The organism is Halolamina sp. C58, from assembly GCF_051195095.1.
In the GTDB taxonomy this organism is placed as follows: Archaea; Halobacteriota; Halobacteria; order Halobacteriales; family Haloferacaceae; genus Halolamina.
On record NZ_JBNTJY010000002.1, the window covers coordinates 1 to 25,319 of the forward strand.

Consider the following 25,319-nt stretch of genomic DNA (forward strand, 5'->3'; position numbering starts at 1 on the left):
TGGTCTTGCGTATCGGTTACCGTTCGCTGTCCGCCGGCCGAACCGGGGGACACCGAACTACCAAGGCTCGCATCAGAAGCCGTCCTGTGGCGGACCACGGGGGCGGCGTCCTCATCTTTCTTCGGACCCGTATGTTTCGCTCGATGGGTCATAAACCCATCGAAGCGAGCCGGGTCCACGCACCGTCCCGGATCGCCCCGGGCCGCGGCGCGTTCTTCGCATTCCATTCGATGGGTGTGGAATACTTAACCCTGATGTTTCGATCGGCCACTGGGTGGCGTTACCGTGCGAGAACGTTCCCACGATTCGCCGTCGATACCGGCGAGCCGGTATATAAGGGAACCGTTTATAAGGACTGGGGGAGCAATAAAGGGTGAACGATGAGTTCGCCGGCAGACTCAATTGAGATCCAGAACGTGGTCGCATCGACGGGTATCGGGCAGGAGCTCGACCTCGAAGCGTTGGCGGAGGACCTCCCGGGCGCCGACTTCAACCCCGACAACTTCCCCGGCCTCGTCTACCGGACGCAGAGTCCGAAGGCGGCGGCGCTGATCTTCCGCTCGGGGAAGATCGTGTGCACGGGCGCGAAGAGCATCGACGACGTCCACGAGGCGCTGGGCATCATCTTCGAGAAGCTCCGCGACCTCACCATCCCGGTCGAGGAGGACCCGGAGATCACCGTCCAGAACATCGTCTCCAGCGCCGACCTCGGGCACAACCTCAACCTCAACGCGCTCGCGATCGGGCTGGGGCTCGAGGACGTCGAGTACGAGCCCGAACAGTTCCCCGGTCTCGTCTACCGCATGGACGAGCCCGACGTGGTGATCCTCCTGTTCGGCTCGGGGAAGATCGTCATCACGGGCGGGAAGCGCACCGAGGACGCACAGGAGGCAGTCGAGCAGATCGTCGAGCGCATCGAGGGGCTCGGGCTCCTCAGCTGAACCGGCGACGCCGCCTCCCGACCCGTTTTTCGTCGCGCTGACGCAGTGTGATACCGGCGCAAGAGGAATAACCCTCCAGTACGAAGCCGCCGGTAGTGGCATCCCGTGACCACGGCCCGGACGGCCGGGGCGCCCCGGGCCCAGAGACGACGCACCGTACGGCCGAGCAGGCGGCGGTCCCCGAGGCTGCCCGGCGACGGCCGGAGGACCCGCCGATCCGGAACCCCGGCCAGTACTCCCTGACCGACCACGTCCGCGAGCGGCTCGCACAGGGCGGCCGCTACGTCACCCTCGACGGGATCGACGCCGCGATCCGCGGGGGGCAGCTCCGCTGGAACAGCAGCGACGGCTGGCGGTTCGCCCGCGTCGAGGCGGGCGTCCGGCTCGTCGTGGTCGTCTGTGACACCGAGACCGCCTCGCCGGTGGTCGTCACCGCGTGGACGGAGATCGCCGACATCGGCGCCGCCCAGCGCTCGGAGCGGTGGGACCGGACCGACGTGGAGACGATCCGGCTCCGCAGCACGCTCTCGGAGCGCTCCGACGAGCACGTCCCCGAGCACATCCGCCCGCGGGACGTCCCCCGGCCGTTCTACGTCCGCGGCCACGAGCTGGTCACCGAACCCGGCGACGGCCACCTGCGCTGTGTCGACTGTCACGGCCGGTTCCGGTCAAAGGGCGAGCTCGACCGCGCCGACTGCTCGCGCTAGTCGAGCGGCCGCGCCCGCGTCGTCCCCGGAACGAAACACAGCGCGTCGAACGCCTCGCCGACCGAATACGCTGTCAGATACCCCGTCGGGTCGCCGTCGTACGTCGCCCCGACCGAGAACCGTTCTCGCGGCGCCGTCAGCCACTCACGCAGCCGCGGGTCCCCACCCCCGCGCCGGAGATCCAGCAGCGCAGTCCCGACGCCCGCCTCGTCGAGCGCCGACTCGACAGTCCCCGGAACGGGATCGGAGAGTTCGAACGACGTGAGCCCGCGTCCGTCGCCAGTCCGATCGATCGCCTGGAACGATCCGCGACCGAACGCGAACCCGACCGCGTAGTAGTCGTCGCCGTACCACGCCGCGAGCTGGCTGCCCATCGACGGTGCGGCGACCTCGAACGCGCGGTACGCGTGCCGATCTCGGTTGACGTGTGCGTCGTGTCCCCAGATGGCGACGGGCCCGTCGGCCCGCTCTTCGATCCGTGCGACGTTCTCGGCCATCACGCGGTCACGGACGCGAAGCGCTTCCCGCATCGCGGCCGACTCGGCGTCGCTGCCTTCGTCGGCCGCCTCCCAGTCGACGAGCGTACGTTTGTACGCCGTCGCCTGTTCGATCACCCGGAGCGGCCGACGCGCCTGCCCGTCGCTCCCGAGCGCGTCGCGTACGCGAGGGATCACACGCTCCGCAGTGTCGATCCGCGCCTCGACCCGATCGTCGTTCGCGGGGCGAGTCCCGTCGTCGCCGATCAGGTGGAGAGCGTCCGTGAGAGCCGGCGGGAGTTCGTCGCCGAACTCGGCGAGGAGCGCGTCGACCGCGCCCTGCGTGTACTGTGCGTCGAACCCACGGAACCGAACACGGTCGTCGAGCGGCCGCCCCTCGTTGAACCCTCGGAGCCACTCCACCAGCGCGAGCAGTTCGTCGGTCTGCCACGTCCAGAAGTAGAGATCCGCGAGCCCGGCGTCCGGCTCCCCCCGGCCGTGGACGACGTACTCGTCGAGTGCCCGCGCCTCCGGCGCGTTGGCCTCCATCGCGAACGTGCGCACGCCCACCTCGGTCACGAGCCAGCGAAGCAGCCGGTGCTTGAGTCGGAAGAACTCGCGTGTCCCGTGCGTTCCCTCCCCGAGCGCGACGACTGCGGCGTCGCCGATCTCCTCGGGCAGCGCGTCGTCCGCGATGTCGGTCGTTGGGTCACACGTGCCGAGTTCGTGTGCGTGTGCACGCAGGCCCGCGATGACGGACGCGGGGTGTTCTGTCTCGTCGGTCGATTCAGTTCGTGTCGTGCCGGTGGTGTCGTTCGTCATCGTCGTGGATGTCGGTAGTGAGCGGGCGCTCCGGGGTCGAGAAAACGGGCGGCGACGGCCGGCGGACGCGCGGCTACCGCACGCGATCCACCGACGATCGACCGACGCTCACCGACGAACGACCAGCATCGTCCGCCTGCTCACGCGGGCGACCCAAGAGCGTTTCCCCGACTGCTCGACGACGCCCCGCGGTCGCAAGCCGTATTCCCCACGACCGCCAACCGCGGGTAATGACGGATCTCACTCTCTCGGAGTTCTACGACGCCGTCGAGGCGGAGGGGCGGCCGCTGCTCACGGCCGACGAGTTCGCCCGCCGCCTCGACGAGTCACAGGCCGACGCCGACGAGGCGCTCTCGTCCCTCGCCGAGGACGGGCTGCTCGAACGCGTCGACGTGGAGAACGATCCCGTGGTCTGGTACCCGACCGAGTGGGGCGAGCTCGCTTCGCGTGAGCGCGTGGTCGTCTTCCCCGAACGGCGGGAGATCGTCGTCGACCGCCCGACCCAGTACACGCAGGCCCGCCTCTCGCAGTTCGCCCACCTCGTCGACACCACGGGCACCGAGCCCGGCACGCGCGGCTACCTCTACCGGATCCGTCCGGAGGACGTCTGGTCCGCTCCCTTCGACGGCGTCGCCGACCTGATCCTCGCGATGCGGGGCGTGTTCCCCCGCCGGTACGAGGGGCTGGAGGAGTGGGTCGAGAGCCAGTGGAAGCGGGCCAACCGCTTCCGGCTCGACACCCACGAGGACGGCTACACCGTCCTGACCGCCGCGACCGACGACCTGATGGGCAACGTCGCGATGGAGAAACTCGACGACGACGCGATCCGGGCGCCCATCTCCGACACCGAGGCGTGGGTCAACGAGGACGCGATCGCGAGCATCAAACGCACCCTCTACGAGGCGGGCTACCCCGTCGTCGACGACCGCGACCTCGAGAGCGGCGACCCCATCGACGCCGAACTCACGACGGACCTCCGGGAGTACCAGCAGTCCTGGGTCGACAGCTTCCTCGAGAAGCAGGCCGGCGTACTCGTGGGGCCGCCCGGCTCGGGGAAGACCGTCGCCGCACTCGGTGCGCTCGCGTCGGTCGGGGGAGAGACGCTGATCCTCGTCCCCTCGCGCGAACTCGCGGGGCAGTGGCGCGAGGAGATCGAGCGCCACACCACGGTCGACGCGGAGCAGGTCGGCGAGTACCACGGCGGGCAGAAGCAGCTCCGGCCGATCACGATCGCCACCTACCAGATCGCGGGGATGGACCGCCACCGCTCGCTGTTCGACGACCGCGAGTGGGGGCTGATCGTGTTCGACGAGGCCCACCACGTCCCGGCGCCGGTGTTCCGTCGATCCGCCGCGCTCCAGAGCAAACACCGCCTCGGGCTCACTGCCACCCCGGTTCGGGAGAGCGACGACGAGACCGACATCTACACCCTGATCGGCCCGCCGCTCGGGACGGACTGGTCGGCGCTGTTCGACGCCGGCTTCGTCGCCGAACCGGAGGTCGAGCTCCGCTACCTCCCGTGGGACGACGAACTGGCCGAGAACGAGTACGCCAGCGCCGACGGTCGGGAGCGCCACCAACTGGCCGCCACCAACCCCCGGAAGGTCGAGGAGATCGAGCGCCTGCTCGCCGACCACGACGGGAAGGCGCTGGTGTTCGTCGACTACCTCGATCAGGGCGAGGCGATCGCCGACGAGCTCGACGCCCCGTTCGTCTCGGGCGAGACCCCCCACCACCGCCGCGAGCGCCTGTTCGAGTCGTTCCGCACGGGCGAGCGCGACGCGTTGGTGGTCTCCCGCGTCGGCGACGAGGGGATCGACCTCCCCAACGCCGAACTGGCGGTCGTCGCGTCGGGCCTCGGCGGCTCCCGTCGGCAGGGTGCCCAGCGCGCGGGCCGCACGATGCGCCCGGTCGGGCGCGCGGAGGTGGTCGTGCTCGCAACCCACGGCACCCGCGAGGAGGAGTTCGCCCGCAAGCAGATGCGCCACCTCGCGGAGAAAGGCGTCCGCGTCCACGAGACGGTCGTCGGCGACGAGACGGACGAGCCGGACAGCGACGAAGGTGACGGCGCGAACGACGACGAGGGGAGCGGCGACGGCGAAGGCTCGACGGAAACAGACGCCTGAGCCGGAGCGAGTTCCCAGCCGGGCGCCGAAATCAGTCCCCGCGAATCCGGCGGACCGAGAGCGTTTAGGCGCCGGCCGCCGGCGACGGGCACATGGGCGACGAGCGACAGGCGACGTTCGGCAGCGACGGCACGCTGGAGACCGATCGGCCACCGGAAGCGACCGGCGAGGACGACTTCGGCGAGGAGAAAGACCCCGACGAGACCGACGGCGGCTTCAGCCGCTACGTCGTCTCCAGCCTGCTCCAGAAGGCGGTCCGGCGCTCCGACGAGGAGATCGCGGCGTGGGCCGCGTGGGAGCTCGCGCGCTCGGGGTTCGGCTGGAACCTCTGGGAGCGACTGAACCTCTACGTCGTCGAGGACCTCCGGGCCGGGCAGGACATCGCGACGCAGGTGGCGCGCTACGAGGAGCTGGCGACCGAACGCTGGGAGCCCGACGAGTGGCGGGGCCGCCTCTGTGCCGTGCACGCGGCGCTCGCGTGTGCCCGCGCGGAGTCCTCCCGTGAGGCCGCCAACGCCGACGAGTACTTCGGCGCCGTCGCGGAGCGCCGCGCCGAGGCCCGCGAGCGCGGCGAGGAGCCGAGCCACGACTTCCCCGTCAGCGACCTCGAACCCGGCGGCCGCTTCGACGCGGTGTTCGACGGCCACACCGGGGAGGGGTCGCGCCGCGGCCGTGGCACGGAGTTCTTCAAGACCCACGGCGCCCGCGTGGGCCCTGAGGGCGAGGGCGACCTCAGCGCCCGCTGGCAGCGCCTCGCGATGGTGCTGTCCTCCACGGAGTTCGACGAAGCCGACATCGAGCGCGCACTGGAGCCCACGGACGCCGACGATCCGTGGGCCGAGCCGGAGTCGTAGGCAGTCGGCTCGTCGCCGATACCGGTCGGGAGCGAGTGGAGCGGACCCCCTCCGGAACCACTTTTTAAGCGTGTTCGGGGTGGAGGCGGCGTATGGATCTCACGGGGGTTCGCGTTCTCGACCTGACGCGGCTGCTGCCGGGGCCGTACGCGACACAGCTCCTCGCGGACATGAACGCCGACGTCGTCAAAGTCGAGGAGCCGGGCGTCGGCGACTACGCGCGGTCCATGGCGCCGAAGACGCAGGAGGGCGTCGGGACGATATTCGCGGCGGTGAACGAGGGGAAGCGGAGCGTCACGCTCGACCTCGAGGACGACGACGGGCGCGAACTGTTCGCCGAACTGGTCGAAGACGCCGACGTGGTGATCGAGCAGTTCCGGCCGGGCGTCGCCGAGAAGCTCGGCGTCGACTACGAGTCGGTTCGCGAGCAGAATCCGGAGATCGTCTACTGCTCGCTCTCGGGGTACGGGCAGGGCGGGCCGTACCGCGATCGAGTCGGGCACGACCTCAACTACGCGAGCGTCGCCGGGCTGGTCGACATGACGCGGGAGCGGACCGACGGGAAGCCCGCGATCCCGGGCTACCCGATCGGCGACATGGCCGGCGGGCTCTTCGCCGCGTTCAGTATCGTGAGCGCGCTGCTCAGCCGATCGCTCGGCAACCGATCGGGGAGCTTCGTCGACGTCTCGATGACCGACGCGATACTGTCGTTCGCCCAGCCAGTGGCGTCGGCGGCGTTCGCCGGGAACGATCCGCGCCCGCGGGAGACCGAACTGACCGGGAAGCTCCCCTGCTACGACCTCTACCGGACCGCGGACGACCGATACGTCTCGATCGCCGCGCTCGAACCGAAGTTCTGGCGGAACCTCTGTACGGCGCTGGACCACCCCGAACTGATCGAGAAACACCACGCCGAGGACGACGCCGTCCGGGAGGCGGTCCGGGAGACGCTCGCGACGACGTTCCGGTCGAAGACGCAGGCGGAGTGGGAGGCGGAACTGGGCGAGCAGGACGTGATGTTCGCGCCCGTCCGGACGCCGAATGAGGCGATCGACGATCCCCAGATCAGGAGTCGCGGCATCGTCGGGGACGACGGCACCCCCCGGGTCGGGTTTCCCGCGAAAGCGACGCCGGAGCGCCGGCGCGGGCCCGATACCGGACTGCCGGAGATGGGCGAACACACGAGGGAGGTGCTCGAGTCGGTCGGCGTCGACGCGGCAACGATCGAGGCGCTGCGCGAGCGGGACGTGATCTGATCCGGAGCTCGGACCGTCGCCGACGTACGTGACGCTGGTCGATCGAGCGTCGGAAGGAGAAAGTCCGCCCTCCCCGATTTGAACTCCGGAAGACGACCTCGCTGCGCTCGGCTGCACTTCCGTGCTCAAATCGGGTCGGTCGTCCTTCACACCCAACACCGTTCGCTATCGCTCACGGGTGTTGAAGTTCAGTCCGCCCTCCCCGATTTGAACGGGGGGCAAGCCGATCTACAGTCGGCTGCTCTACCAGTCTGAGCTAAGGGCGGGCACTTCCACGTAGGTCCGGGTTCGGACTTAAGGATTGTCTCTTGGCCTCGCTACGTGAGTCAGTATCGCCCGACGACGACGGCCCCTCTGACGACCGAATCGGCCGGGGACGCCACTCGATTGCTCCCTCCGAAACGGGTAAGCACCCGGCGAGAGGAGCGTTCCCCGTGTCTTTCGCCGCCGTCGAGGATCGAGTCCCGCCGATGGCCGCGCTGGCCGTCGCCGTCGTCGCCGTCAGCACCAGCGCCATCCTGATCCGCTGGTCGGGCGCGCCGAGCGTCGTGAAGGCGTTCTACCGCGTGCTGTTCACGACCGCGTTCCTGCTGCCGTGGGCGGTCGGCCGCTACCGCCACGAGTTCCGGGCGATCGAGCTCCGGGATCTGGGCGTGGCGGGGCTCACCGGCGTCGCGCTCGCGCTGCATTTCGCGTCGTGGTTCGAGAGCCTGAACCACACCTCCGTCGCCGCCAGCGTGACGCTGGTCCAGAGCCAGCCGCTGTTCGTCGCCGTCGGCGCGTGGGGGCTGCTCGACGAACGGCTCACCCGTCGGATGCTCGTCGGCATCGCCGTCGCGCTGGTCGGCGCCGCCACGATGTCGCTGGGCGATCCCCTGCTCGCGGCGATGGGGATCGGCAGCTCGTCGGGGCTGGCGGGCACGAGCACGTACGGCAACGCGCTCGCGCTCGTCGGCGCCGTCTGCGCCGCCGCGTACGTGCTCGCCGGGCGGTCGCTCCGACAGCGCGTCTCACTCGTCCCGTACGTCGTCGTCGTGTACGTCGCCTGCTCGGTCGTCCTGCTCGCGATCGCCGTCGCACAGAACGCCCCGCTCGTCGACTACCCGCGCCACGAGTGGCTGCTGTTCCTCGGGATGGCGGTCGGTCCGGGGATCTTCGGCCACACCGTGATCAACTGGGCGCTCGCCCACGTCGAGTCCGGCGTCGTCTCGGTCAGCCTGCTGGGCGAGCCCGTCGGGAGCACCGTGCTCGCGATGCTGCTGCTCCCCGGCGAGGTGCCGACGCCGACAACGATCGTCGGCGGCGCCGTCGTCCTGCTGGGGATCTACCTCACCGCCGAGGCGCGGAACCGTGACTGACCCGTCCCGTTTCGCGACCGGCCGGCCCATCGATTCCGACACGGCGCGGCGGTACGTCGGCAGTCAGATCGCGCTGTTTCTCGCGACGCTGCTCCACGCGCTGCTGACGTGGCCGCCCGCGGAGGCGGTCGCGCTGTTCGCCGGCGGTATCGCGGTCGCGTTCGCCGTCGAGGCGCCCGCGATCCGGGCCGGACTGTTCACCCACCACCTCCGGCCGAAACTGGCGGGCGTCCCCGTCTCGATCCTGCTCGCGTGGCCCGCAGTCGTCTACCTCGCGGTCCGCGCGGCGTCGCTGGTCGTCGGCGGCCCGGTTGCCGTCGCCTGGCTGGCGGCGGTGCTCGCGACGCTGGCCGACGCCGCAGTCGAACCGCGAGCGGTCCGCGACGGCGCGTGGGCGTACGCGGACGTGCTCCCCGGCCCGCGCGTCCGCGGTGTGCCGTGGTGGAACGCCGCGGGCTGGCTCGGCGTCGTGTTCGTGACGGCGCTGCTGCCGGCCGCGGTGTGAAAAGTGGCTACTCCAGCAGTTGCTTCGTCCGCCGGTGGCGGTAGCGGAACATCGGCTCGAACCCGACGACGCCCAGCGGCCCGAGCGCCCGCCCGAGCCCACCCAGCGGGAGCCGGTAGACGACGCGGTCCTCGATCACCGTCCCGTCGCCGTCCCCCCGGAAGCGGTGGGTGTGCTTCCAGCGCGGGAACGGCCCGCCGCGCATCTCGTCGCGGAACCACGCCACGCCGTTGCCCTCCTCGCGGTCGGTGATCACCGAGGTCCAGCGCTGGCGCGGCCCGACGCCGAACGGGCGCAGCGACATCTCGATCTCGCTGCCCTGCATCAGCACTTCGGGGTCGGGCTCGCCGTCGGGGCCGCGGACCTCCCCGACGGCGAGGTTCATGAACCCGGGGGTGAGTGCCTCCAGCCCCTCGACCCGGGAGTGGAACGCCCAGACCTCCGAGAGCGGGGCGTCGACGCGAGTGCGGCGCGTGTACGTGGGCATAGGTAGGGCTACGGGCGGCGTCGGGATAACGGCGGGGGCTACCGGCCGGTAGGCGTGGAGAAACGTCTGGCGCACGACGCCACGACAGCGGCGACACGAATCGCTCGGCTACAGCCTATCGGCGTCGATCTCCATCCCGGGCGGGGTCACGACGAGGAACCCCCGGAAGTGGGTCAGCGACCCGCCCTCCGCCCGGATCTCTCTGGCGAACCCCGCCGCCAGCGTGTTCAGGTCGCCCGCCACGTCGAGGACGAGCACGTCGCCCGACCGGACGGCGTCGATCCATTCCTCGTCGTCCGTCTCGCCGTCCAGCACACCCAGCACCACGTCACCCACCGCGTCGTCGTTGTCGGGGAGCTCCTCCTCGGCGCGGGTGAGGTCGAGGCCGAAATCGCTCATACCCGCCGTTGGGCGGGAGACGGTTAAAAACCAGTCGGCGACGGCCGATGTACTGAAACGGGTGGCCGCACAAGAGGTGGTATGGCCTGTGACCACGAGCTCGACAGCGAGTACCTCACGACCACCGACAGCACCGTCACGGATATCCGCGGTGCCGGCGAGTCGCTCCGGATCGACGTCATCGTCCCCTGCCCGGACTGCGGGCAGGCGCTCGAACTCACGCTGACCGAGGAGAGTCGCGAGGAGGTCGACGTCGACTTCCCGCTCGACGACGCCGAGATCGCCAACAGCTAACGCCGGCGTCGGGAGCGCCCTACTCCTGGTACGCGATGCGGACCTGTTCCCAGCGGCCTTTCTCGACCAGGTGTTCCTGTAGCGTCTCGGCGTAGCGTTCGAGCAGCTCCTCGGCCTCGTCGATCCGTTCGGGCTCGCCGCCGTCGTCGCCGCCGACGCCGAGGGCGTCTTTCACCGAGGAGAACACGCCGCCCCCGCCACCATCGCTGCCGCCACCGGGGCCGGGGCCCATCCCCTGTTCCATCTTCTCGACTTCGGGCATGATCCCCGCCAGCTTCTCGGTGTTCGGCACGATTCGGGCGTTCTCGGGATCGTCGGCGTCGACGATCTCGAACTCCGCCGCCGTCATGATCAGCCCCCACTCCTGGTTCGAGAACGGGGAGTCACGGACCTCCGCGGAGAACTGCTGGTCGACCGCCATCCGTTCGCCGACGATGGCGTCGGTCCAATCTGACTCGCTCATACCGCCCCGTACGCCGAGGGTGCGTTTCAGGGTTTCCCCAGCGCAGTCGCCGCGCACCATCGATCGAACGCCTGCATAACTTACAGCGATACTCCCCATGAGCCCCGCGCGTTATCGCCCGTCTTTATCCGATATCCCAGTCCGATTTCCCTCGACACAACTAGAGTAGAAACGCATGCAAGCGTCGCGGTGAGTCCGAACCCGACCCCGACAAGTACTTATACCACGACCCGATCCGAACGGGCACGGAGATGAGCCGAACCATCCGCCGCGTCGCGCTGTTCGCACTCTACCAGCTCACGGTCCTGCTCGGGATCGCGCTGCTGCCGGTCGCGCTGTTCACCCGTCGACTCGGGATCCCGCTGCCGCTCGGCCGGGCCGTCGACGGGACGAAGGCGGCCTACGAGGCGACGGAGTAGCGGGACTGTTTTCGCCGAACGCCGGCCCCCGAAGCGGCGCCGCCGGGGGTTTCGAAAGCGGGGAGTTCTCCCCGAAGGGGTGGCTTTATCAGCGTTCCCCGATTAGCGTTCGTCAATGCGAACACCTGCTGATCGGTCAGGACTCGACCCGCTGAGCGGCGACCAGTCCGACGTTTTCGGCCCCGAACTCGGGGAGTTCCCCCACGCCGACGAGCGTCGTGCTCAGGCCGCGACTGACGAAGGGATGAAGACCGGGACGACCACGATCGGCATCAACGCCGGCGACGCGGTCGTGCTCGCGACGGACATGCGTGCCAGCATGGGCAACATGGTCTCCAGCAAGGACGTCCAGAAGGTGGAGCAGATCCACCCGACGGGCGCGCTCACCATCGCCGGCTCGGTGTCGGCGGCCCAGTCGCTGATCGAGACGCTGAAAGCCGAGTCGAACCTGTTCGAGGTCCGCCGCAGCAAGCAGATGTCGATGCAGGCGCTCTCCACGCTGACGGGGAACCTCCTCCGCTCGGGCGCGTTCTACATCGTCTCCCCCATCCTCGGCGGCGTCGACGACACCGGCGCGCACGTCTACTCCATCGACGCGCTGGGCGGCACGACCGAGGAGAACTACGCCGTCTCCGGCTCCGGCTCCCAGTTCGCGCTGGGCGTGCTCGAACAGGAGTTCGACGAGGAGATGGGCGTCGAGGACGCCAAGACCGTCGCGACGAAGGCGATCAAGAGCGCGATGGAGCGGGACACCGCCTCCGGCAACGGGATCAACATCGCCGTCGTGACCGACGAGGGCGTCGAGGTCACGAAGGAGAAGGACATCGACTCGCTGCTGTAAACCGATCGCGGCGCGCGACCGGCAGCGACCGTCGTGTCGCTGCTCGGAGCCGATGCCGCGATCGTGTCTGCCACATCGGCACGACGTTACCTCCACGTTCTCCCGCGTTTTCCACGATCGACCAGCCGTGCGGCCGTTCTACGTCCAGTCCGCGAACGCCCCCTGTAGCAGCGTCTCGCGCTGCTGGTGGACGTACTCGCGTTTGGTGTCCTGCACCGCGTCGGCGAACGACTCGCCGCTCTCGATCCGGTCGCGTACGCGGTCGAACTTCCAGGACGCCGGCGTCACGCGGTTCTCGACGCGGTAGCGCAGCGGCGTGAGATACTCCTCGGCGGCGGCCGCCGAGCAGCCCGCCGACTGCAGCCCCGCCCTCGCGTTCGCGAGCAGGTCGTCGTACAGGTCGTCGGTGTCGGTCGTTCGCTCGCCGTCGGCGGTGATCCAGTGGAGGTCGGCGTCGAGCCCGGACCGCATGGCGTCGTAGAAGTTCGACTCGGCGGTCGCCCAGTCGAGCTCGTCGACCGGATGGCCGTGCCGGGGGAGCTGCTGCATCAGCCCGGCGAAGGCCGCGAGGAAGGAGACGGTGTCCTTCACCGTCGGCTGGCCGGGCAGCGGGCGGAACTCGATGCGTGCGTTGGCGTCCGAGCGGGTCGAGCCACCGAACACCGGCCGCACCCAGCGCCAGTACGTGCCGTGTTTCGCCCGGAACGTGGGGAACTGGTCGTCGAAGCGGTCGCCGTCCTCGTCGTCGGTCGGGATCGGTACCACCACGTCGTCGCCCGCGATGCGGTCGACGGCCTCCTCGACGGTGTCCAGATCCGGCGGGAACGTGACCTTCTCCGCGTCGGCGGTGTTGAGCACCGACTCGAAGACGGCGATGCGGTGCTCCATGTACGCCTCGTCGAGGATCGTCTCGGCGTCGACGCCGTCCGCGTAGAGGTCCGGCGGGAAGAACGGCGCGTTCACCCCCAGCGCGAGCAGCGGGCCGGCGATCCGGAGCGCGTACGTGTGGTGCCGGGGGAGGTCGGCCGCCCGACTCATCTGGTAGTGGGGCTGGATCGACGTGATCAGGCTCTCGGGCATCACCGTGTCCGCGTCGAGGTCGACGTTGGGCGCGTCGACGCTCATCGGCGGGTCGATCGCGTCGGTGTTGGACATCGCGTGGTAGCGCACGGCGTCGCTCATGTTGACCGCGATCCGGACGCCGTCGTCGACGACGCTGTCGGTGAGGTACTCCCGCGCGGTTTCGCCCGCGGGCGGGATCGTCCAGATGCCGTCGCTGACCAGCCGCATCCCCTCGGCTTTGGTGCAGTCGCGAGCGTTCTGGAGGTGTGAGCGGATCTCGGCGGACTGTGCGGCCATCCCGTAGCTGTTGAACGGCTGCGGGCTGGTGGTCATCTCGGCGTTGTGCAGCCCGAGCTCCTTCTCGAAGTCGATCAGATCGAACAGCCGTCGGGGCACCCGCATCAGCGTGCCGTCGGTCGCGTCGTTCTCGGCCCAGCGGCCGTCGGCGGCGGCGTAGAACTCGTACTCCATTCCCACCACGGCGCGGTGGTTGTCGAACGCCCCCTCGCGGAGCAGCGACTTCACGACTTCCGCGTCCTGAGCGGCCTGTTGGGCGAACGCGTCGGGGTCGACCGACTGCAGTTCCCTGACGCGGTCGGCGAGCGTCTGCTCCATGCTCGTGGCTGTGTGTACGGACAGGGAAGAACCCGTGGGCCGACGGTCGGCGCCGCATCGGCGGCCTTTTTTGGGGGTTGCTCCTACCCCCCTCAGATGCAGTTCGCCGCCTTCGCCGACCGCGCCGCCGAACTGGAGGCCGAGCCCGCCGACCTCGAGACCGTCTCGCTGGTCGCGGGGCTGCTCCGGGACGCCGGCGACGAGATCGAGACCGTCGCGCGCTTCCTCCAGGGCCGGGTGTTCCCCGGCTGGGACGCCCGCACGCTCGACGTGGGGCCCGCGCTCTGCTACGAGGCGCTCGCGAAAGCCGCCGGCACGAACGTCACCGCCGACGACGTGGAAGAGCGACTCGCCGACGAGGGGGAGATCGGCGCCGTCGCCGAGGGGCTGAACCTCGGCGGCCAGCAGGGACTGGGCGCGTTCGCGGGCGGCGACGAGGACACCGACGGCCCCACGCTCGCCGAGGTCGACGAGGCGCTCCGGAAGGTCGCCGCCGCCGAGGGGGCTGGCAGCGAGGACACCAAGCTCGCGACGCTGTTCGGGCTGTTCTCCCGGGTGAGCGACGAGGAAGCGAGATACCTCGCCCGGCTCGTGCTCGGAGAGATGCGCCTCGGCGTCGGCGAAGGCGCCGTCCGCGACGCGATCACCGAAGCGTTCGCGGTCGAGGCCGGCCTCGTCGCCGACGCGCTGCAGGTCAGCAACGACTACGGCCGGGTCGCCCGGATCGCCCGCGACGAGGGCGACGAGGGGCTCCGGGAGATGGGCCTCACCGTCGGCCGGCCCGTCCAATCGATGCTCGCACAGGCCGGCACGGTCACCGGCGCGCTGGAGTCCTGGGAGGAAGTCGCCGCGGAGATCAAGTTCGACGGCGCACGCGTCCAACTCCACCACCACCCCGACGGGATCGCGCCGCCGGCAGCCGACCGCGAGCCGATGCCCGACGATCCGACGGTCCGACTCTACTCCCGGAACACCTCGGAGGTGACCGACGCGCTCCCCGAGATCCAGGAGTTCGCGGCGGAGCGACTCACGGCGCCGGCGATCCTCGACGGCGAGGTCGTGGCCGTCGACGACGACGGCGGGCCGCTGCCGTTTCAGGAGGTGCTCCGGCGCTTCCGTCGGAAACACGACGTGGAGGAGATGCGCGAGGCGGTCGAACTCGAACTCCACGCGTTCGACTGCCTGCTCGACGGGCGCGAGGGGAGCGAGGGTGCGGACTTGCTCGACGCGCCGTTCCGGGAGCGCCACGCGCGACTGACCGAACTGCTCCCCGACGCCGCGAGCGAGGTACTGTACAGCGACGACGCCGACGAGATCGAGGCGTTCGAGCAAGAGGCGCTTTCAGCAGGCCACGAGGGGATCATGCTCAAGCGACCCGACTCGGCGTACACCCCCGGAGATCGCGGGCAGGACTGGCTCAAGCGCAAGCCCGACGTGGAGACGCTGGACTGCGTCGTCACCGGTGCGGAGTGGGGCGAAGGCCGCCGCGCGAACGAGTTCGGCACGTTCCTGCTCGCGGTCGGGAGCGACGACGGCTACGAGACCGTGGGGAAGGTCGCGACGGGGATCACCGACGAGGAGCTCGCCGAACTGACGGCGCTACTCGAACCCCACGTCGTCCGCGAGGACGGGCAGACCGTCGAGTTCCGGCCCGAGGTCGTGTTCGAGGTGGGGTACGAGGAGATTCAGGCGTCGCCGACGTACGGCGCCGGCTACGCGCTGCGGTTCCCGCGGTTCGTCGGCGTTCGTGAGGACAAGTCGCCCGAAGACGCGGATACTGTCGAGCGTGTGGAGCGGTTGGCCGAGGGTGTGGATTCGGGGTCGGTGGACGACTGATCGATTCGGAGATCGTTTGCGTCGACGGTTTCGCTTACTGGGTACTGCAACAGCGACAGCATCTCGTTCGTAGACCACTTGCGACCGCACCGCCCCGCACAGCCCTCACGCCTCCCCAACCGATTCGCTCCCTACGGTCGGTCATCCCTCGCGCGCTCGTTCGCGCCGTCGGCGTCGTGCGGGCGACCCACGCGTCGCCCGCACTGCCAGCGGGACCTCCGGTCCCGCCCTGCTCACGTCGCGCGCCACCGCGACCGCGGTGCGGTGGCGGTGGACGCCTCGCGATCGGCGACCGTCGCCGATCGCGGGGGGAGGGGTGGGGACTCCGGTCTGTGCCGGGCCTCGTGCCCGGCACCCTGCGGTCACAAGTGGTCAGCGATCGAGATGCCGTTGCTGTCGGGGTAATCACCGAAAATCGATCCACCGACCCAAAATACCGCTCCACAAACCCCTAAGACCGCCCCGGCCAACTCACGACCATGACCGTACACCACGACGGCCTCGCCGTCACGTGGCTCGGCTACGCGACCACCCGCATCGAGACGCCCGGCGGCTTCGTCGCCTACCTTGACCCCGGCCGCTACGGCGTGCTCACGGGCGACTGGACCCCCGTCGGCGGCGGGAATCCCACGGAGGCCGCCCATCCGCGGGCGACCGACCACCGTCCCCAAGACGCCGATCTCGTCTGTGTCACCCACGACCACCACTACGACTCCGACGGCATCCGCCGCGTCGCGAACGAGGAGACGACAGTCGTCGTCTACGAGGCCGTCGACCCGTCGGGGATCGACCGCGACGTGGACCCGCTCTCGGAGCTCCCGGGCGAGGTGGTCCGGATCGGCGAGGAGGACCACCTCGCGGTCGACGGCGTCGACGGTGGTGCGGATGTGTGGTCCGTCCCGGCGTACAACGAGCCCGACGGCCCGCGGGCCGACGCGGGCGGCACCGTGAGCCACCCCAAAGGGTTCGGTGTGGGCTACCGGCTCTCGCTCGGCGGCACGTCCGTGTTCTGGCCCGGCGACAGCGACGCGCTGGACGCGTTCGCGGAGCTCTCGGCGTCGCTGTTCCTCGCGAACATCGCCGGCACCGTCGTCAGCACCGCCGAAGAGTCGGCCGACCTCGCCGAGCGGATGGCGCCGGATCTCGTGCTGCCGGTCCACTACAACACCATCGAGATTCTGCAGGCCGACTCCGGCGCGTTCGCGAAAGACGTTGCGAAACGCGGGATTCCGGTAGTACTCGACGAACAGACGCGGTAGAACAGCGAGAGTCGAACCGCCCGCTCAGTGCCCGGTCTCGCCGGACGGCGCCTCCATCGACTCGATCTGGAGGATCACCACGTTCGCGGTCGTGTCCTTCCCGTCGACGGTGCCCTCGACGACCAGCGCCGACAGCGGGGTCGGGCCCGCGCGCACGGCGTCGCCCTCGTGGAACTCCTTGACCGAGCCGCGCAGGTGGAGCTCCGCCCGACAGAGGTCGGGGTTGTGAACGCTCGTGAGGCGGATCTCCTCGACGTTGACGCCCGAGAGCTCCTCGCCCTCGTGGACCAGCGGCACCGACGCCGGCTCGTCCAACTGCTGGACATCGAGCGCGTCGAACGCGTTCGTCGTCGGCTTGTAGCCGCCCTTCGGGCCAGGGACGCCCTCGACCAACTGGAGCGCCTTCAGGCTCTGCATCTGGTTGCGAATCGTGCCGGGGTTGCGGCCCACCTCCTCGGCGATCGCCTCCCCCTTGACTGCGGACTCCTGCTCCCCGTGGAGGTTGACGAGCGCCCTGAGAATCGTACGCTGGCTGGCTGTCAGCTCTATCGAAGACATTTGTTGACTGATTGCCCACCGGAGTACATAAATCTGCGGCCCACTCCGGAATCGCTGGAAACAGTCTGGAAGGATGCGACGAAAAACTGCTGTATCCGTTCAAAAGGCCGGCGCAGCCCGGACGGATGTGGGTATCGCCGAACGACAGGCCTTTGCCGCCGCCGGGTGGAGGCCCGGACATGAACGGCAAGCGCGTGCTCGTCACCGGCGGCGCGGGGTTCATCGGCTCGAACCTCTCGAACCACCTCGCGGCGGACAACGAGGTGATCGCGCTCGACAACTGCTACCTCGGCACGCCCGAGAACCTCGCTGACGACGTGATCTTCGCGGAGGCGGACGTGCTCGACGACGACCTCCCGACGGACGTGGACGCCGTGTTCCACCTCGCGGCGCTGTCCTCCCGGGAGATGCTGGAGGAGAACCCCCGGGACGGCGCCCGCGTCAACATCGAGGGGTTCGTGAACGTCGTCGAGCAGGCGATGGCCGACGGGTGTGAGACGTTCGTCTACGCCTCCACCTCCTCGATCTACGGGAGTCAGGAGGAGCCCTGCAGCGAGGAGATGCCCGTCGAGGCGTCGACGGGGTACGACGCGTCGATGATGGGCCGGGAGCGCTACGCGGAGTACTACTCCGACTTCCACGATCTCACCCTCGCGGGGATGCGTTTCTTCTCGGTCTATCAGGGGTACGGCGGCAACGAGGAACACAAGGGGGAGTACGCCAACACGATCGCGCAGTTCGCCGACGCCATCGCCGACGGCGAGTCGCCGGTGCTCTGGGGCGACGGCACCCAGACCCGCGATTTCACCCACGTCGAGGACATCGTCCGCGGGCTCGAACTCGCCGCGGAGAACGAGCTCGACGGCGTGTACAACCTCGGCGTCGGTGATCCGTACACCTTCAACGAGATGGTCGACATGATCAACGAGGAGCTCGGCACCGACGTCGAGCCCGTCTACGAGCCCGTCCCGCTGGAGAACTACGTCTACCACACCCACGCCGACCCCTCGAAGTTCAAGCGGGAGACGGGCTGGGAGCCCGAGATCAGCTTCGAGGAGGGAGTAAGTCGAGTGTGCGAACCGTACAAGGAGACCGAGAGCGAGCGCGAACGGCTGACGGAGTAGCTACTCGCTGTCCGCCAGCCCGGAGGAGTCGGGCTGGAGGACGCCGATCAGCCCGAAGAGGTACCCGAGGCCGAGCAACAGGAGGCCGACGCCGCCACCGGTAGTAGCCGCGCCGAGTGACACGAAACCGCCGAGGAGGAGCGTCAACAGTCCGAGTCGGTAAACTGTCTGATTCACGGCCCGCAGCTTCCCGCGGTCGCCACCTCGTTCTTTCGCCTCCTCGCCCGGAGCGCCGAGTTTATCACCCGGAACCGCCCCACTCCAGCCATGCGCGTCGAGAACTCCTTCATCCCCGTCCGCGGCGTCGGCGAGACGACCGAACGCCGGCTCTGGGAAGACGACATCACCCACTGGGACGATTTCCACCCGAGCGCGGTCGGTCGGAAGACCGGCGACCGGATCAACGAGTTCATCGACGAGGCCCGCCCGCGGCTCGACGCCGGCGACGCCGCCTTCTTCGACCAGCAGTTCCCCTCCAGCGAGCGCTGGCGACTCTACGAGAACTTCCGCGAGGGCGCGTGTTTCTTCGACATCGAGACCACGGGGCTGGATCACGATCGGAACAAAGTCACGACCGTCTCGTTCCACCGCGACGGCGAGACGACGACGCTCGTCAACGGCGACGACCTGACCGCCGAGAACGTCCGCGCGCAGTTCGCGAACGCCGACCTGCTGGTGACGTTCAACGGGAAGCGCTTCGACGTGCCGTTCCTCGAGACGTCCTTCGGCCTCGACGTGGAGACGCCCCACCTCGACCTGATGTACACCTGTAAGAAACTCGGGCTCTCGGGCGGGCTCAAACCGATCGAGCAGGAGATCGGGATCGAACGCGAGCGCCCGGACATCTCCGGCCGCGACGCGGTCCGCCTCTGGAAGGAGCACGAGCGCGGCGAGGACGGTTCGCTGGAGACGCTGATCTCGTACAACCGCGAGGACGCCGTCAATCTGCGGACGCTGGCCGACGAGGCGACCGAACGACTCGACCGTCGGACCTTCGTGGACGGCTGAGTCGGCGGCTCCCGGAGACTTTTGTACCACCGGACAGAGTCCCGCGGATATGGGAGAGAACGGCGGCGACGAGAGCAGCGACGCGTCCGGCGGCGAGCCACGTCGGCGCTCGGCCGACGCGTCCGGAGAGGACGGCACCGTCCCGCGGGTCGATCTCGGGCTACGGGAGCTGTCGGTGTCGGTAACCGGGCAGTCGGACGACGATCTCGAAACCGTCGCGGAGAGCGCCCAGGAGCTGATGGGCTACCTCGTCGCGGAGGCCGACGGGCTGGAAGAGGACCACGACGAGTACGGGCTGAGCTGACGGCCTATATCGACTGGACGATGTCGCCGACCCGGCGGGGCTCCCCCGAGATGCTGGGGTTCTCCTCGACGATCTTGAGCACCTCGTGGTCGGTCACGTCCGGGTAGGACTTCTCGGTCGCCTCCTCGATCAGCGCCTTCTCCAGCCGGAACTCGGTGCCCTCGTAGACGACGTCGACGCCCTGCTCGTCGAACGAAAGTGCGGTCATGCGCCGACGTACGACCGCGTCGGGGTTAACCCCACGCTTCCGGAGCGAGCGTCGGCGGCCTCACCGCCGAACGCGGCCGGATGGCCGGGAATCCTGTCGGGATTCAGAGCTATGTCTGACGGAGCCTTTTAAGTGTGGAGACCGATCCCTCGGGTATATGTCGCTCCGTCAGGACCCGCTCGACGAACTGTCCATCCCCAGCGGCACCGTGGTCGAGGAGCACGACCTCGTCACCGACGGTGACGTGCTGGTCGGTGGGCAGTCCACCGTCGAGTTCGGGGTGCGCGGTCGCTCGGTCGCGGCCGGCGAACGGAGCAGCTTCGGCGGCCACATCGAGGCCGAGAACGACTGTCGGCTGGACATGTGGACCGACGTGGACGGCGACGTGCTCGTCGGCGACGACGCGTACTTGGGGGAACGGGCGCGGATCGGCGGCCAGCTGATGGTGTCGGGCGACCTCGACATCGGCGACGACGTGGAAATCGAGGAGGGGTTCGAGGCCAACGGCTGGATTACGATCCGGAACCCGATGCCGACGCTGGTGTTCTACTTCATCGTGCTCTCCCAACTGCTCCGGCTGGGCGAGGAGGAAGCCGCCGACGATCTGGCGTACGCGCTCGCCGACGGCGGCGAGGCCGAGCAGGCGCCGCTGGTGATCCCGCGGGGCTCGTCGGTGTCGGACGACGCGTGGCGGGTGTCGACGCCCGCGACGATCGGCTCGGACTGCCGGCTCCACGGGAACATCCGCGCGACGGAGGTGACGATCGACGAGCGCTCGGAGCTGTTCGGCAGCGTCCGCGCCCGCGGCGACGTGCATCTCCACACCGGGAGCGTGATCCACGGCGACGTGAGCACCCGGGACGGCCGCGTCACGATCGACGCCGGCGCGAACGTCCGCGGCGACGTGTCCTGCGGCGACCTCCGGGTCCACGAGCGCGCGAACGTCGAGGGGACGATGCGCGCCGACGGCGAGATCCAGTTGGTGCAGTCCGACGACGGGCCCGAACCCGGGGAGAACCCGCAGGAGCAGACGCCGGACTTCTGAGTTTTCGACGACCGATGTTCACGGTTGCTGTCGGCGCGAAGCAGGAGCGCCCCTCGTGGGCGCGACCAGCGCGAGGGACGACTGAGGCGAGCGTAGCGACGCCGAAGGAGTCGGCTGGGGAGGTGTGTGGGCTGTGCGGGCGGGCGGGACTGAAAGGGGCTGTCGGCTCGACGAACCCGGACGACGTAAGCACCGCAAGGAGCGAAGCGACTGAGGAGCACAGCGAGTCCCGGGAGTCGAGCCGACAGGGGCTTTCACGGTGTTGCTGGCCCTGTACACTCGACGGACGACTCAAAGCGACAACCGATCAGAAGCAGTAGAAACCCTAGCGCAAACCCAGAACTCGCAGTATCGACCGAAAGGCAGTTCCTCCCGTCCGGAGAACCCACACCCAAATGCTCTCGGTCGCGCTCGCCGGCAAACCCAACGCCGGCAAGTCGACGTTCTTCAAGGCCGCCACGATGGCCGACGTGGACGTGGGGAACTACCCGTTCACCACCATCGACCCGAACCGCGGCGTCAGCCACGTCCGCACCGAGTGCCCCTGTCTCGATCGCGACGAGCGCTGTGACAGCGACAACTGCCGCGACGGGAAGCGCTACGTTCCGGTCGAACTGCTCGACGTGGCGGGGCTCGTCCCCGGCGCTCACGAGGGGCGCGGGCTGGGCAACCAGTTCCTCGACGCGCTGACCGACGCCGACGTGATCCTGAACGTCGTCGACGCCGCCGGCGCGACCGACGAGGAGGGCGAACCCGTCGAAGTCGGCACGTACGACCCGACCGAGGAGGCCACGTTCGTCGAGGAGGAGATGGACCGCTGGCTCACGGGCATCGTCGACCGCAACTGGGAGTCCGTCGAGCGCAAGTCCCGCTCGCCCGACTTCGACATCGACGAGGCGCTGCACGAGCTCCTGACGGGGTTCGGCGCCGACGAGTACGACGTGACCGCGACACTTCGGGGGATGGCGTACCCCGACAACCCCCGGGACTGGACCGACGAGCACCGCGAGACGCTCGCCCGCGACCTGCGCGCCCGAACGAAGCCGATCGTCCTCGTCGCGAACAAGATCGACATCGCGCCCGAGGAGAACGTCGAGGCGCTGCGGGAGACCGACAAGCCCGTCGTCCCCTGCACTGCCGACGGCGAGCTCGCGCTCAGAAACGGCGCCGAGGCGGGCATCCTGAACTACGACCCCGGCGACGAGGAGTTCGAGATCGTCGGCGACGTGAGCGAGAAGCAGGAGCAAGGGCTGGAGAAAATCCGGGAGACGATGGCCGCCCACGGCGGCACCGGCGTCCAGCAGTCGCTGAACGAGGCCGTCTACGGCCTGCTCGACCGCATCACCGCCTACCCCGTCCAGAACGAGTCGAAGTGGACCGACGGGACGGGGACCGTCCTCCCGGACGCGTTCCTGCTGCCCGAGGGGTCGACGCCGAAAGATCTCGCCTACGCCGTCCACTCCGACATCGGTGACGGCTACGTCCACGCCGTCGACGCCCGTGCGGGCCGGCGGATCGGCGAGGACCACGAGCTCGAAGAGGGCGACGTGATCAAGATCGTCTCCACCGCGTCCTGATGAACGGGGGCGGAAGCGAGAACGGGGGCCTCGAACGACGGCTGCTCGCCGACCTCCAGCCGAGCCAACTGCTCGTCAGCAGCGAGAAACTCCGGGACGTGCTCGACTGGTGGGACGCCGACGACCCCGACCCCGAGCCGCTGCCGTACCTCCACCCAGTCGAGGACCTCGGACTCGCTCCCGAACGGGTCGAGCCGGGGCGAGTCGTGCTCGCGGACGGGCACACGCGCGCACTCGCAGCGGTGCTTTCGGGGACCGAGACGCTGCCGGTCGTCCGTGATCCCGACAGGGAGACGCTCTCGATGGGGATCTACAGGACGTGTCTCGGGTGGTGCGTCGACGCCGGCGTTCGCCGGCCAGCGGACCTCGTCGGGCGCGTGGTGAGCGACGAGACGTTCCGGACCGAGTGGGTCCAGCGGTGTCAGGCAGTCGCCGAGGAGTGAGCGCGACCCAAAAACGCTATTCCGCCGTTCTCCCACCGACCACACAGTGGTGGGCGAGTTCCGCACCAAGGACGGCCGCTGTATCGTCGCGGAGGACGGCCTCCGCATCCGGGTCGGCGAGCGGAGCCCGCTGGGGACGCTCCGCGACGCGCTGACCGACGAGGAGATCCCCCCGGTTCGGCGCGCGGGCGTCGCGCTGTTCGGCCTCGCGGTCGTCGTCGGCGTCGCGCTGGCGGTCCGGACGCTGCCCGTGTGGCTCTCGGGCGCCGGCGCGGGGCTGCTGCTCGCGTGGCTCGCGTGGTCGCGCCTCCGCGGCGGGCAGCCCGAGAAGGAGATCAACATCCAGTACGACGCCGTCGAGAGCGTCGAACCGGAGTACGGGCTTCCCCTCCTCACGCGGCCGCGGTTCGTGATCCGCTACCGCTCGGAGGGCGGCGTGAAGCGGCGCTACGTGCTCTGTCCCTCGCGGCTCTACGGCTTCGGCGCCTACGAGCGCGGGAAGGAGCTCTTCGCCGAACGGGGGCTGTGGCAGGATCCAGGGACGACCGACGACGAGTAGCCCGACCATGGCCCGCGAACCCGACCCGAAGCGCGCGTCCCGTCGGGTCGCCGCGGACCTGCGGGTCTGGCTCGGCGGCGCCCCGGTGACGTGGGGCGCCGTCGCGCTGCTGGTCTGCTGGCACGCGCTCGTTCCGCGGCTCGCGGCCGCGTTCGGCGCGGACCGCTTCGGGACGTGGTTCGTCGCGCGGGCGTCGCCCTCGCCGGGGTGGGTGCTCGCGGTGCTCAGTCACGCGGATCTGAACCACCTCGCCGCGAACCTCCTCTTTCTGGTGATCTGGGGGACGATCGCCGAGCACGCGCTCGGGGCGCGCCGCTACGCTGCGTTCCTCGCCGGCACCGGCGTCGCCGGGATACTGGCCCAGGTCGCCGAGTACGTCCTCACGGGCGTCAGCGGCGGGGTCGTCGGCGCCAGCGGCGCGGCACAGGCCACCGCCGCGTTCGCCGCCGTGGCGCTGGCGCGGGGTCGCGGCCCCGTCGAGACGCCGGCGCTGCGCCGCGGACTGGTCTCGGGCGCGGTCGCGATCGTCGCCATCCAACTGCTGAACGACTTCGCCGGCACGTCGACGGTCGTGCCGGAGAGCTCCGGCGTCGCCCACCTGACGGGGATGGTGCTCGGCGCCGGGTACGCGCTGGTCGAGACGGGGCGTGACCCTCGATCGGGCAGTCGATAACTCCCCGCCGCACGCGCTGAATCGGCCGCTGGCTACTGGAGCCGGGCGACGCGCTCGCCGTCCTCCGTCTCGACGGCGACCAGCCCCTCGTCGGCCAAGTCGTCGAGGATCCCCTCCAGCCACTCCCGGCCGTGCTCGCCGTCGGGGGTGTAGTCCACCCGGATGCGATGGCCGAGATCGTCGACCGCGACCGCGTCGTGCTCGCCCAGCACGCGGACGATCCGCCCGCGGAACTGCCGGCGGGAGCCCTCGAAGCTCGGCTGCTCGGGCACGTCCGGCGCGGTGAAGTCGCCGGTCTCGTAGGCGTGACACCACCGGCGCCACGGGCAGCCCGCCTCATCGCAGTTGGGCGATTTCGTGCAGGCGACGCCGCCGAGCTCCATGATCGCGTTGTTCCAGACCCGCGACTCCCCCTCGGGCATCAGTTCGCCGGCGGCCGCCTCGAACGCCGCGTCGTCGTCCGGCACGTCGAACGCGCGGTAGGTGACGCGCTCGACGTTCGTGTCCACGACCGCGTTTCCGTTGTTGAACGCGAACGACGCGACCGCGTTGGCGGTGTACGGGCCGACGCCCATCAGCTCCTCCAACTCTCCGGGCTCCTCCGGGTACTCGCCGCCGTACTCCTCGACGATCTGGTTCGCGGCCTCGTGGAGGTACTTCGCGCGGTTGTTGTAGCCCAGCGAGTGGTCGGTCCAGAACGCCACCACCTCGCTGCGGTCGGCGTCGGCGAGGGCGTCGACGGTCGGCCACCGATCGCGGAAATCACTCCACGCCGAGATGATGCGGTCCAACTGAGTCTGCTGGCTCATCACCTCGCTAACGTGGATCTCGTAGGGGTCGTCGGTCTGCCGCCACGGGAACGGCCGGTGGTCGGCCTCGTACCAGTCGATCAGCGCCTCGCGGACGGCGTCGAGATCCAGATCCGGAGGGAGAGGGGCGTCGGCGGCGCTCGTCCCGCCGTCGGCGTCGGTCATGCACGGGAGTGAGGGCCGGCGTCGCTAAAGCGGCGCGGTCGGGGACCGGACAGAGGAGCGATCCCACCCCGGCCGACCGTCGCCGGGGTGCGAGCCACAAGCCGTATTCCCCTCCCGCCGAACCGT

Annotated in this window: 29 protein-coding genes and 1 tRNA gene; 20 read left to right on the forward strand and 10 right to left on the reverse strand. The window is 69.6% G+C overall.

The genetic code is table 11. From position 1 onward, the window contains the following. Positions 1–380 precede the first annotated feature (380 nt). The gene (locus ACQUSM_RS10375) at positions 381–941 is read left to right on the forward strand and encodes a TATA-box-binding protein (RefSeq protein WP_435118331.1); all 561 of its coding nucleotides are present in this window, start codon (positions 381–383) and stop codon (positions 939–941) included. 95 nt (positions 942–1,036) lie between these two features. Next, positions 1,037–1,648 (forward strand): hypothetical protein, encoded by a 612-nt coding sequence (locus tag ACQUSM_RS10380; protein ID WP_435118333.1) that lies wholly within the window; start codon positions 1,037–1,039, stop codon positions 1,646–1,648. Here the strand turns inward: ACQUSM_RS10380 and ACQUSM_RS10385 are convergent. Beyond that, on the reverse strand, positions 1,645–2,946 hold the full coding sequence (locus ACQUSM_RS10385) for an erythromycin esterase family protein (RefSeq protein WP_435118335.1): 1,302 nt from the start codon (positions 2,944–2,946) through the stop codon (positions 1,645–1,647). The genes ACQUSM_RS10380 and ACQUSM_RS10385 overlap by 4 nt on opposite strands. Before the next feature lie 230 nt (positions 2,947–3,176). On the opposite strand from ACQUSM_RS10385, the gene ACQUSM_RS10390 reads away from it, so the two are divergent. The 3 genes from ACQUSM_RS10390 (at position 3,177) to ACQUSM_RS10400 (ending at position 7,182) form a co-directional block, all read left to right on the forward strand. Next, the gene (locus ACQUSM_RS10390) at positions 3,177–5,072 is read left to right on the forward strand and encodes a DEAD/DEAH box helicase (RefSeq protein ID WP_435118337.1); all 1,896 of its coding nucleotides are present in this window, start codon (positions 3,177–3,179) and stop codon (positions 5,070–5,072) included. 92 nt (positions 5,073–5,164) lie between these two features. Next, on the forward strand, positions 5,165–5,926 hold the full coding sequence (locus tag ACQUSM_RS10395) for a hypothetical protein (RefSeq protein ID WP_435118339.1): 762 nt from the start codon (positions 5,165–5,167) through the stop codon (positions 5,924–5,926). Positions 5,927–6,018: 92 nt separating this feature from the next. Beyond that, complete coding sequence (locus ACQUSM_RS10400; protein WP_435118340.1) at positions 6,019–7,182, forward strand: CaiB/BaiF CoA transferase family protein; 1,164 nt, start codon at positions 6,019–6,021, stop codon at positions 7,180–7,182. A 192-nt stretch (positions 7,183–7,374) separates the two neighbouring features. Here the strand turns inward: ACQUSM_RS10400 and ACQUSM_RS10405 are convergent. After that, positions 7,375–7,448: transfer RNA gene (locus tag ACQUSM_RS10405), tRNA-Tyr, on the reverse strand. A gap of 204 nt (positions 7,449–7,652) precedes the next feature. Here ACQUSM_RS10405 and ACQUSM_RS10410 point away from each other — a divergent pair. Continuing rightward, positions 7,653–8,540 (forward strand): DMT family transporter, encoded by an 888-nt coding sequence (locus tag ACQUSM_RS10410; RefSeq protein WP_435119689.1) that lies wholly within the window; start codon positions 7,653–7,655, stop codon positions 8,538–8,540. Further along, a complete protein-coding gene (locus ACQUSM_RS10415; protein WP_435118341.1) occupies positions 8,533–9,045 on the forward strand; it encodes a carotenoid biosynthesis protein in 513 nt (170 codons plus the stop codon). The genes ACQUSM_RS10410 and ACQUSM_RS10415 overlap by 8 nt, the downstream gene beginning before the upstream one ends. 7 nt (positions 9,046–9,052) lie before the next feature. Here ACQUSM_RS10415 and ACQUSM_RS10420 read toward each other — a convergent pair whose 3' ends face one another. Both ACQUSM_RS10420 and ACQUSM_RS10425 read right to left on the reverse strand, forming a co-directional pair. Beyond that, complete coding sequence (locus tag ACQUSM_RS10420) at positions 9,053–9,532, reverse strand: SRPBCC family protein (RefSeq protein WP_435118343.1); 480 nt, start codon at positions 9,530–9,532, stop codon at positions 9,053–9,055. Between the two features lie 108 nt (positions 9,533–9,640). After that, positions 9,641–9,931, reverse strand: coding sequence for a DUF5779 family protein (locus tag ACQUSM_RS10425; protein ID WP_435118345.1), 291 nt, complete (start codon positions 9,929–9,931; stop codon positions 9,641–9,643). Between the two features lie 81 nt (positions 9,932–10,012). Here ACQUSM_RS10425 and ACQUSM_RS10430 point away from each other — a divergent pair, with 81 nt between their 5' ends. Continuing rightward, complete coding sequence (locus tag ACQUSM_RS10430; protein ID WP_435118346.1) at positions 10,013–10,225, forward strand: hypothetical protein; 213 nt, start codon at positions 10,013–10,015, stop codon at positions 10,223–10,225. Between the two features lie 19 nt (positions 10,226–10,244). Here ACQUSM_RS10430 and ACQUSM_RS10435 read toward each other — a convergent pair whose 3' ends face one another. Beyond that, positions 10,245–10,688: a DUF5799 family protein gene (locus ACQUSM_RS10435; protein WP_435118348.1), complete on the reverse strand. Its 444-nt coding sequence runs from the start codon at positions 10,686–10,688 to the stop codon at positions 10,245–10,247. A gap of 251 nt (positions 10,689–10,939) precedes the next feature. Between ACQUSM_RS10435 and ACQUSM_RS10440 the strand changes: the two genes are divergently transcribed. Continuing rightward, positions 10,940–11,107: a hypothetical protein gene (locus tag ACQUSM_RS10440; protein WP_435118350.1), complete on the forward strand. Its 168-nt coding sequence runs from the start codon at positions 10,940–10,942 to the stop codon at positions 11,105–11,107. Between the two features lie 115 nt (positions 11,108–11,222). Further along, positions 11,223–11,948: an archaeal proteasome endopeptidase complex subunit beta gene (gene psmB / locus ACQUSM_RS10445; RefSeq protein WP_435118352.1), complete on the forward strand. Its 726-nt coding sequence runs from the start codon at positions 11,223–11,225 to the stop codon at positions 11,946–11,948. Positions 11,949–12,086: 138 nt separating this feature from the next. On the opposite strand, the gene ACQUSM_RS10450 is transcribed toward psmB, so the two are convergent. Then, complete coding sequence (locus tag ACQUSM_RS10450; RefSeq protein ID WP_435118354.1) at positions 12,087–13,625, reverse strand: hypothetical protein; 1,539 nt, start codon at positions 13,623–13,625, stop codon at positions 12,087–12,089. Positions 13,626–13,721: 96 nt separating this feature from the next. Here ACQUSM_RS10450 and ligA point away from each other — a divergent pair, with 96 nt between their 5' ends. Both ligA and ACQUSM_RS10460 read left to right on the forward strand, forming a co-directional pair. Next, positions 13,722–15,461 carry an ATP-dependent DNA ligase LigA gene (gene ligA, locus ACQUSM_RS10455; RefSeq protein ID WP_435118356.1) on the forward strand — a complete coding sequence of 580 codons (1,740 nt, stop codon included), beginning with the start codon at positions 13,722–13,724 and terminating at the stop codon, positions 15,459–15,461. Between the two features lie 479 nt (positions 15,462–15,940). Further along, positions 15,941–16,720: an MBL fold metallo-hydrolase gene (locus ACQUSM_RS10460; RefSeq protein WP_435118358.1), complete on the forward strand. Its 780-nt coding sequence runs from the start codon at positions 15,941–15,943 to the stop codon at positions 16,718–16,720. Positions 16,721–16,744: 24 nt separating this feature from the next. Here the strand turns inward: ACQUSM_RS10460 and ACQUSM_RS10465 are convergent, their stop codons facing one another. Then, on the reverse strand, positions 16,745–17,278 hold the full coding sequence (locus ACQUSM_RS10465; RefSeq protein ID WP_435118360.1) for an Rrf2 family transcriptional regulator: 534 nt from the start codon (positions 17,276–17,278) through the stop codon (positions 16,745–16,747). 179 nt (positions 17,279–17,457) lie between these two features. Between ACQUSM_RS10465 and ACQUSM_RS10470 the strand changes: the two genes are divergently transcribed. Then, on the forward strand, positions 17,458–18,402 hold the full coding sequence (locus ACQUSM_RS10470; RefSeq protein WP_435118362.1) for an NAD-dependent epimerase/dehydratase family protein: 945 nt from the start codon (positions 17,458–17,460) through the stop codon (positions 18,400–18,402). On the opposite strand, the gene ACQUSM_RS10475 is transcribed toward ACQUSM_RS10470, so the two are convergent. Then, the gene (locus ACQUSM_RS10475; RefSeq protein ID WP_435118364.1) at positions 18,403–18,579 is read right to left on the reverse strand and encodes a hypothetical protein; all 177 of its coding nucleotides are present in this window, start codon (positions 18,577–18,579) and stop codon (positions 18,403–18,405) included. It abuts the gene before it with no gap. Positions 18,580–18,669: 90 nt separating this feature from the next. Here ACQUSM_RS10475 and ACQUSM_RS10480 point away from each other — a divergent pair, with 90 nt between their 5' ends. Together ACQUSM_RS10480 and ACQUSM_RS10485 are read left to right on the forward strand one after the other, a co-directional pair. After that, on the forward strand, positions 18,670–19,410 hold the full coding sequence (locus tag ACQUSM_RS10480) for a ribonuclease H-like domain-containing protein (RefSeq protein WP_435118366.1): 741 nt from the start codon (positions 18,670–18,672) through the stop codon (positions 19,408–19,410). Positions 19,411–19,459: 49 nt separating this feature from the next. Then, positions 19,460–19,714, forward strand: a complete 255-nt coding sequence (locus ACQUSM_RS10485; protein WP_435118368.1) for a hypothetical protein — start codon at positions 19,460–19,462, stop codon at positions 19,712–19,714. Between the two features lie 4 nt (positions 19,715–19,718). On the opposite strand, the gene ACQUSM_RS10490 is transcribed toward ACQUSM_RS10485, so the two are convergent. Next, the gene (locus tag ACQUSM_RS10490) at positions 19,719–19,922 is read right to left on the reverse strand and encodes a DUF5800 family protein (protein WP_435118370.1); all 204 of its coding nucleotides are present in this window, start codon (positions 19,920–19,922) and stop codon (positions 19,719–19,721) included. A gap of 157 nt (positions 19,923–20,079) precedes the next feature. Between ACQUSM_RS10490 and ACQUSM_RS10495 the strand changes: the two genes are divergently transcribed. The 5 genes from ACQUSM_RS10495 to ACQUSM_RS10515 all read left to right on the forward strand — a co-directional run bounded on the left by ACQUSM_RS10495 (position 20,080) and on the right by ACQUSM_RS10515 (position 24,219). Next, the gene (locus ACQUSM_RS10495; protein ID WP_435118372.1) at positions 20,080–20,967 is read left to right on the forward strand and encodes a polymer-forming cytoskeletal protein; all 888 of its coding nucleotides are present in this window, start codon (positions 20,080–20,082) and stop codon (positions 20,965–20,967) included. Between the two features lie 395 nt (positions 20,968–21,362). Beyond that, entirely contained in the window at positions 21,363–22,544 is a 1,182-nt protein-coding gene (locus ACQUSM_RS10500; RefSeq protein WP_435118374.1) for a redox-regulated ATPase YchF, read from the forward strand. Then, entirely contained in the window at positions 22,544–22,987 is a 444-nt protein-coding gene (locus ACQUSM_RS10505) for a histone acetyltransferase (protein WP_435118376.1), read from the forward strand. The genes ACQUSM_RS10500 and ACQUSM_RS10505 overlap by 1 nt, the downstream gene beginning before the upstream one ends. Before the next feature lie 46 nt (positions 22,988–23,033). After that, positions 23,034–23,546 (forward strand): hypothetical protein, encoded by a 513-nt coding sequence (locus ACQUSM_RS10510; RefSeq protein ID WP_435118377.1) that lies wholly within the window; start codon positions 23,034–23,036, stop codon positions 23,544–23,546. 7 nt (positions 23,547–23,553) lie between these two features. Then, positions 23,554–24,219, forward strand: coding sequence for a rhomboid family intramembrane serine protease (locus tag ACQUSM_RS10515; protein WP_435118379.1), 666 nt, complete (start codon positions 23,554–23,556; stop codon positions 24,217–24,219). Positions 24,220–24,251: 32 nt separating this feature from the next. Here the strand turns inward: ACQUSM_RS10515 and ACQUSM_RS10520 are convergent, their stop codons facing one another. Beyond that, a complete protein-coding gene (locus ACQUSM_RS10520) occupies positions 24,252–25,193 on the reverse strand; it encodes an A/G-specific adenine glycosylase (RefSeq protein WP_435118381.1) in 942 nt (313 codons plus the stop codon). Positions 25,194–25,319 lie beyond the last annotated feature (126 nt).

Excerpts from the sequence above, each read along its gene's own strand:
- ACQUSM_RS10375 (WP_435118331.1), top strand. The coding sequence starts at position 381 with ATGAGTTCGCCGGCAGACTCAATTGAGATCCAGAACGTGGTCGCATCG.
- ACQUSM_RS10385 (WP_435118335.1), bottom strand. The coding sequence starts at position 2,946 with ATGACGAACGACACCACCGGCACGACACGAACTGAATCGACCGACGAG.
- ACQUSM_RS10390 (WP_435118337.1), top strand. The coding sequence starts at position 3,177 with ATGACGGATCTCACTCTCTCGGAGTTCTACGACGCCGTCGAGGCGGAG.
- ACQUSM_RS10395 (WP_435118339.1), top strand. The coding sequence starts at position 5,165 with ATGGGCGACGAGCGACAGGCGACGTTCGGCAGCGACGGCACGCTGGAG.
- ACQUSM_RS10400 (WP_435118340.1), top strand. The coding sequence starts at position 6,019 with ATGGATCTCACGGGGGTTCGCGTTCTCGACCTGACGCGGCTGCTGCCG.
- ACQUSM_RS10410 (WP_435119689.1), top strand. The coding sequence starts at position 7,653 with ATGGCCGCGCTGGCCGTCGCCGTCGTCGCCGTCAGCACCAGCGCCATC.
- ACQUSM_RS10420 (WP_435118343.1), bottom strand. The coding sequence starts at position 9,532 with ATGCCCACGTACACGCGCCGCACTCGCGTCGACGCCCCGCTCTCGGAG.
- ACQUSM_RS10425 (WP_435118345.1), bottom strand. The coding sequence starts at position 9,931 with ATGAGCGATTTCGGCCTCGACCTCACCCGCGCCGAGGAGGAGCTCCCC.
- ACQUSM_RS10430 (WP_435118346.1), top strand. The coding sequence starts at position 10,013 with ATGGCCTGTGACCACGAGCTCGACAGCGAGTACCTCACGACCACCGAC.
- ACQUSM_RS10435 (WP_435118348.1), bottom strand. The coding sequence starts at position 10,688 with ATGAGCGAGTCAGATTGGACCGACGCCATCGTCGGCGAACGGATGGCG.
- ACQUSM_RS10440 (WP_435118350.1), top strand. The coding sequence starts at position 10,940 with ATGAGCCGAACCATCCGCCGCGTCGCGCTGTTCGCACTCTACCAGCTC.
- psmB (WP_435118352.1), top strand. The coding sequence starts at position 11,223 with ATGCGAACACCTGCTGATCGGTCAGGACTCGACCCGCTGAGCGGCGAC.
- ACQUSM_RS10450 (WP_435118354.1), bottom strand. The coding sequence starts at position 13,625 with ATGGAGCAGACGCTCGCCGACCGCGTCAGGGAACTGCAGTCGGTCGAC.
- ligA (WP_435118356.1), top strand. The coding sequence starts at position 13,722 with ATGCAGTTCGCCGCCTTCGCCGACCGCGCCGCCGAACTGGAGGCCGAG.
- ACQUSM_RS10460 (WP_435118358.1), top strand. The coding sequence starts at position 15,941 with ATGACCGTACACCACGACGGCCTCGCCGTCACGTGGCTCGGCTACGCG.
- ACQUSM_RS10465 (WP_435118360.1), bottom strand. The coding sequence starts at position 17,278 with ATGTCTTCGATAGAGCTGACAGCCAGCCAGCGTACGATTCTCAGGGCG.
- ACQUSM_RS10470 (WP_435118362.1), top strand. The coding sequence starts at position 17,458 with ATGAACGGCAAGCGCGTGCTCGTCACCGGCGGCGCGGGGTTCATCGGC.
- ACQUSM_RS10480 (WP_435118366.1), top strand. The coding sequence starts at position 18,670 with ATGCGCGTCGAGAACTCCTTCATCCCCGTCCGCGGCGTCGGCGAGACG.
- ACQUSM_RS10485 (WP_435118368.1), top strand. The coding sequence starts at position 19,460 with ATGGGAGAGAACGGCGGCGACGAGAGCAGCGACGCGTCCGGCGGCGAG.
- ACQUSM_RS10490 (WP_435118370.1), bottom strand. The coding sequence starts at position 19,922 with ATGACCGCACTTTCGTTCGACGAGCAGGGCGTCGACGTCGTCTACGAG.
- ACQUSM_RS10495 (WP_435118372.1), top strand. The coding sequence starts at position 20,080 with ATGTCGCTCCGTCAGGACCCGCTCGACGAACTGTCCATCCCCAGCGGC.
- ACQUSM_RS10500 (WP_435118374.1), top strand. The coding sequence starts at position 21,363 with ATGCTCTCGGTCGCGCTCGCCGGCAAACCCAACGCCGGCAAGTCGACG.
- ACQUSM_RS10505 (WP_435118376.1), top strand. The coding sequence starts at position 22,544 with ATGAACGGGGGCGGAAGCGAGAACGGGGGCCTCGAACGACGGCTGCTC.
- ACQUSM_RS10515 (WP_435118379.1), top strand. The coding sequence starts at position 23,554 with ATGGCCCGCGAACCCGACCCGAAGCGCGCGTCCCGTCGGGTCGCCGCG.
- ACQUSM_RS10520 (WP_435118381.1), bottom strand. The coding sequence starts at position 25,193 with ATGACCGACGCCGACGGCGGGACGAGCGCCGCCGACGCCCCTCTCCCT.